At 51.2% G+C, this 5,125-nt stretch carries 5 protein-coding genes; all 5 read right to left on the bottom strand.

Features of this window, described 5'->3' with window-relative positions; all coding sequences use genetic code 11:
- Nucleotides 1-1,432 (bottom strand): BCCT family transporter (locus tag PsW74_RS17655; protein WP_208988045.1); only part of this gene is annotated, 1,432 nt, incomplete at its 3' end.
- Nucleotides 1,433-1,780: 348 nt separating this feature from the next.
- Nucleotides 1,781-2,128 (bottom strand): cupin domain-containing protein, encoded by a 348-nt coding sequence (locus tag PsW74_RS17650; protein WP_063289764.1) that lies wholly within the window; start codon nucleotides 2,126-2,128, stop codon nucleotides 1,781-1,783.
- Between the two features lies 1 nt (nucleotide 2,129).
- Nucleotides 2,130-2,372: a hypothetical protein gene (locus PsW74_RS17645; protein WP_014286530.1), complete on the bottom strand. Its 243-nt coding sequence runs from the start codon at nucleotides 2,370-2,372 to the stop codon at nucleotides 2,130-2,132.
- 4 nt (nucleotides 2,373-2,376) lie between these two features.
- Nucleotides 2,377-3,828, bottom strand: a complete 1,452-nt coding sequence (locus tag PsW74_RS17640) for an aldehyde dehydrogenase family protein (protein WP_063289765.1) — start codon at nucleotides 3,826-3,828, stop codon at nucleotides 2,377-2,379.
- Nucleotides 3,825-5,009 carry an aromatic ring-hydroxylating dioxygenase subunit alpha gene (locus tag PsW74_RS17635; protein ID WP_063289766.1) on the bottom strand — a complete coding sequence of 395 codons (1,185 nt, stop codon included), beginning with the start codon at nucleotides 5,007-5,009 and terminating at the stop codon, nucleotides 3,825-3,827. Before PsW74_RS17635 ends, PsW74_RS17640 begins: the two co-directional genes overlap by 4 nt.
- Nucleotides 5,010-5,125 lie beyond the last annotated feature (116 nt).

The raw sequence follows: 5,125 nt of genomic DNA, 5'->3' as shown, positions 1-5,125 counted from the left end.
CTTCATCACCAGCCGCGTTGATCGTATTGATAACCAATACAGCAGAATCCGCTGTTGTGATCTGATAGGTCAGCAACAAAGCAACAACAATGATGGAGAAGATCCAGGCCATTGTTGGCTCTAAGATAACAGCAAGCGTCGCATAAAGCTGATCAGAAAGTCCCGTACCCGCAATCTCATTTTGCGCAGCGCCGGAAAGCTCCAGATCAATCGCGGTTCCACCCAGTGCAGCAAACCAGATGAAGCACATAGCAGATGTTGCGATCATGGCACCAAGCACAAACTCGCGAATGGTACGCCCCTTGGAGATGCGGGCCAGAAACACGCCAACAAATGGCGCAGATGCAATCCACCAGGCCCAATAAAACACAGTCCAGCCGCCTTGCCAGTCAGACAAAGCCTTGCCAGTGGCAGTGCCATCATCATTCCAGACGGTCAGCAGCAAAGACGGCAGTGAGGTGACATAATCAAATACACCCGTCAGAAGCGTCTGCACGCCAAAGAAAGTAGACCCGAAGAACAGGAAGAAACTCAGCAAGAAGAAACTCAAACCCATATTCAGGTTTGATAGCCACTTAATGCCGCGCCCAACACCAGAAAGTGCAGAAAGCGTGGATGCTCCAAGGATGACGACAAGCGCAAAAATGATGCCAGCATTTGAGGACGTTTGCTTGCCATCTGTCGCCACAGAGATGAGCCAGTCGCCAAAGCCAATGCGATGCAGGCCTGCTACCAGCTGCTCAACCCCGTAACCAATGGTTTGCGCAACGCCCAGAACGGTGGCGACAACGGCGATGATGTCGATAATCGCGCCGGTTGTTCCTGAAAGTTTATTGCCGAAAAGAGATGCCAGAGCTGAACGAATGGTCAATGGAAGACCACGACGATAAGCGAAAAACGCAAGAGCCAGACCACAAAGAGTATAACAGCCCCAGGCAGATAGCCCCCAATGGAAGAAAGTCCATTTCATCGCAGAAGGTACAGTGTCCCAACTGTTTGCAGCAATATTGCCTTGAATGACGTCTGGATTATTCTGAAGATGATAAAGCGGTTCGCCAGCAGCATAAGTCAGAAGACCGATACCAAGGCCAGCACCAAAAAGCATTGAGAACCATGAGAAGGTCGAGAACTCTGGGCGGTCATCATTTTTGCCCAGTCTTAAGCGTCCGGTTGCAGGGACAGCGGCCAGAGCCAGACATAAAACGATGTAAAAGGCCATCACATAGATGTACCAGAAATTAAAGTTGGCTAAGAGAAAGCCATTGATCTTGCCAAGAAAAGCGCCGGAGTGTTCTGGAAATCCAATCGCCCAGATCAGCAGCGCGCCAATTATGAACTTAGCACTGATCGTAACATCTTTTGCGAACCCGCTATAAAAACCACTGGTTGCGGTTTTAATAGTGAGTTCGGTGACAGGTGGTTTGATTGGCATAAATTCCTCCCATTTTGCCAAAGGAATACGCTGCGCGAGAGATTTGTTTTCTTCTCAGATGCATGAGCGCATTCTGTATTTTAGAAGTGGCATGCCTTGCCAAAGTCTGCTCTCCTGCGTTTTCCGCGAGGTCGTCCAGCAGTTCTTTTGCCTGGTTTTTGTTGTGCTTTGCCACTTTAATGGATGTAAAACCGCACGTTCCTTTCTTGTCAGAACTCTGCTTCCTGCTCCCGGCATGGCACTGCCGGTGAGATCACTGCTACATGGCAATGACCTCATCAGTAAGCGCCAAACCGCCTGCTCTAATTTCTTGCAAGTGCTGAAGTTAAGCAGCTCTGTCTTTCAGGCTTACTCTGCCAGCCGATCTTTCCAGTTTCCCGGATGAACCGTATAGAAAATGCGTGCTTTCGTGCCTCGGTAGACCAAACTGGTACCTTCAGGAATCCACATCACATCTCCGGCCTGCGCGGTCAGCTCGCCGTCTTTTGTGCCCAAACGAAACTCACCTTCAATGACGTAAACAATCTCGTCATAGAGAACGGTCCATTCCACTTCACAGCCATCAAACTCCGCAAACCCGGCAGCCATAGAAGGGCTCAGGTCCGGGGAGATCGCACGTCCAACCCTCGCAATGCCCGGAGGGCCTCCGCGATGGGTCATTTCAACGTCAGCAGCTTTAATTACTCTTGCGCTCATTTTATTGGTAACTCAGCATGATAGCGCGGCCCTGCTCAGCAAGGCGGGCGTTTAAATGGGGGGCTTCAGGAGAGCCAGCCTCAAGAGCAAAGACAAAGGCATGGGTTAGGTAAAACCCGGCCGCATCTGTGTTTCCGGCAGTTTCACTTTGATTGCCAGCTTCTGTGTAAAGCCGTATCAAGGCGTCCCTATCTTCTTTTGCGTGGGCGTCCAGCAACTCTCTATCCAGCGTTTCCCAGTTCATCGATTTAGCCTTTCAGTGAAATCGCGATGTTCTTGGTGCGCACGTAGTTGTAAAGCGCCTCAAGGCCCTTCTCACGGCCAAAGCCGGACTTGCCCACACCACCGAACGGAGTTGAAATTCCGCCTGCAAACCATTCGTTAACAAACACCTGACCTGCCCGCAACTTGCGGCCGATACGATGTGTTCTCGCCAGATCTTTGGTAAAGACCCCGGCCACCAGACCAAACTCCGTACCATTTGCCAGAGCTATGGCCTCAGCATCACTATCGAAAGGAGTGATGCACACAACTGGTCCGAAGATTTCTTCCTGCGCAACACGGCTTGCCGGATCAACATCTGCCAGAATTGTCGGAGCCATGAAATAGCCCTGACGTTCCAGAGATGAACCACCAGCTGCAACACGCGCCCCGCTCTGCCGGGCTGTTGATGTTATTTCTTCAATGCCCTTCAGCTGAGCAGCAGAGATAACAGGCGTATGCTCGGGGTTATCAAGACCATGGCCAACAGACAAGCCATTTGCTAGTGCGGCAGCACGTTCTACAACATCTTCATAGATGGAGCGATGAACAAGCACGCGGGACATCGCAGAGCAAACCTGACCAGCATTGTAAAAAATGCCGCTTTGCAGGCTGGCGATCACAGTGTCGATATCAGCATCTTCAAGAACAACAGCTGCGGACTTACCGCCCAACTCCATCAAAGATGGCGTAACAGGACCAGCTGCTGCACGTAAGATTGCCTGGCCTGTTGGCACTGAACCTGTGAAAACAATCTGGTCCACTTCAGAAGAAGCAACCAGTTTCGCACCAATATCGCGGCCAATGCCATTTAAGATCGAAACAGCACCTTTTGGAACATCAGCGCGTTCCAGCGCAACACCCAGCATCGCCAGACCGATCGGGTCCAGTTCAGGGGATTTGATGATCACAGAGTTGCCCGCTGCCATCGCTGGAGCCAGAGAACGGGCTGCAATGGAGACCGGGAAGTTCCACGGCACAATTTGCGCAGAAACGCCATAAGGCTCATAGACTGTGTAATCAACATAATCCGGGCCAAGCGGAATGGACTTGCCTTCAATCTTGTCGGCAACACCGCCATAATACTCAAAGTACTGAGCGGCCTCTTCAAATTCCTCATGCGCAGCACTGAGGGTTTTACCGCTCTCACGGCACAGAAGATCAGCACCCTCATCTGCAATTTTTCGGATCTCAGCAGCAATGCGCCACAACAAACCCGCGCGATCTGACGGACGCATGTCCGCCAGATCTCCACGTTCAAAACTTGCTCTGGCCGCTTCCAGCGCTTTGCCAAGGCTTTCTTCACCCGCCAGCGCACAATGCGCTAAATGCTCTGCGGAGCCTGGGTCTTCAACGGCAATACGGTTTCCACCGTCTCCCTCAACCCAGTTTCCAGCAAGGAAGTTGCGGGCAAGCCCATCTTTAATGAAGGCGCTCATACAGTGCGGCCCTTCTCAATCTGGGTCGCCACCCAGTGATGGAACGCATGGGTTGGACCATCCATAGCCGGGGAGAAGCGACCACCGTCAAACAACTCGCCATGACGGCCTTTTTGCATGCCTTCAACAACGAAGATGTCTTCCTTAAACACTGTCTTCCAAAGACCTGCGTTTTCGACACGAAGATCATCCAGCTCAGGAGCATCCTGAGGCGGCTTGGAATAATAGAGCTCGATATGCTCAACGGTATTTTCCAGATCCACCGGTTCTAAAATGATCGCAAAGACATGATCACGCTGTACACCGAGCAGAACGTTCGGATACACCGCAACATATTCGGCCCCTTCATCCCACTTATCACTCAAGCCATTGAAATCTGGCAGAACACGCCCGTCCTCAGACTTCAGCTGGCGGTAAACCAGTGAGCCCTGACCGGAATATTTGCCCTCTTTTTCAATATTGTAGTGATCTTCCAGGCGGGAGTAGCTATTCAGACCCGGATGAATCCAGGGCAGATGATAGCTTTCGCAGTAGTTCTCAACCGCAAGCTTCCAGTTGCAGTTCACATTCAGTTTGAATGAGGCGGTCTCTCCACCGTGGAAAATTGGCTGCTCGAATTCTTTCCAGCGCTCAATTAAATCCGCATGAGCCTCTTCAAACTCAGGAGCAGTCTCATCAATGTTAACAAACACCACATCACGCCAGATGTGCGAGCGGATGCGGGTCAGTCCGAGTTCTTTCAGATCAACATCTTCGTGGGTGTTCTGACCCGGACCGCCAATATGCGGCGTCGTGCGCAACTCGCCATTCAAACCGTAGCACCAGCTGTGATACGGGCAGCGAATTGCACCGCGGATCTTGGTTGGCTCTTCAACCAGGATCATGCCGCGGTGGCGACAGGTGTTCTGGAACACGCCAATTTCACCAGTACGGTCTCTGACCATAAGCAGCGGCATACCGAGGAAATTGATCGGCTTTGCGTCACCTGCTTCAGGAATGTCCTTACCAAATCCGATACCAGACCAGTTGGCAAACAGAACGGAGCGCTTTTCTTCGGCAAAGATAGCCGGATCAATATAGTGCTCGTTCGGCAGGCCCTTGGCGTGATTAACCGTTGTCAGCACGGAGCTCAGTTGATCAACATTGGCAGTGATAGGTGATGTTGGGATATGCTTGTTCATTAGAACTCCTCCAATTCCAATCTGTGTGGAACATGGAGGAAATTCAGAGGGTCTCTCAATATCAGAAAAGTTAAATCTCAGATGAGCTGAATTAATCTGTCTGACTTTTGACCTCT

Origin of the sequence: Pseudovibrio sp. W74, from assembly GCF_001623085.1 — a bacterium.
In the GTDB taxonomy this organism is placed as follows: domain Bacteria; phylum Pseudomonadota; class Alphaproteobacteria; order Rhizobiales; family Stappiaceae; genus Pseudovibrio.
Note: the sequence above shows the minus strand (reverse complement) of the source record. Positions and strands in the feature narration are given on the sequence as shown.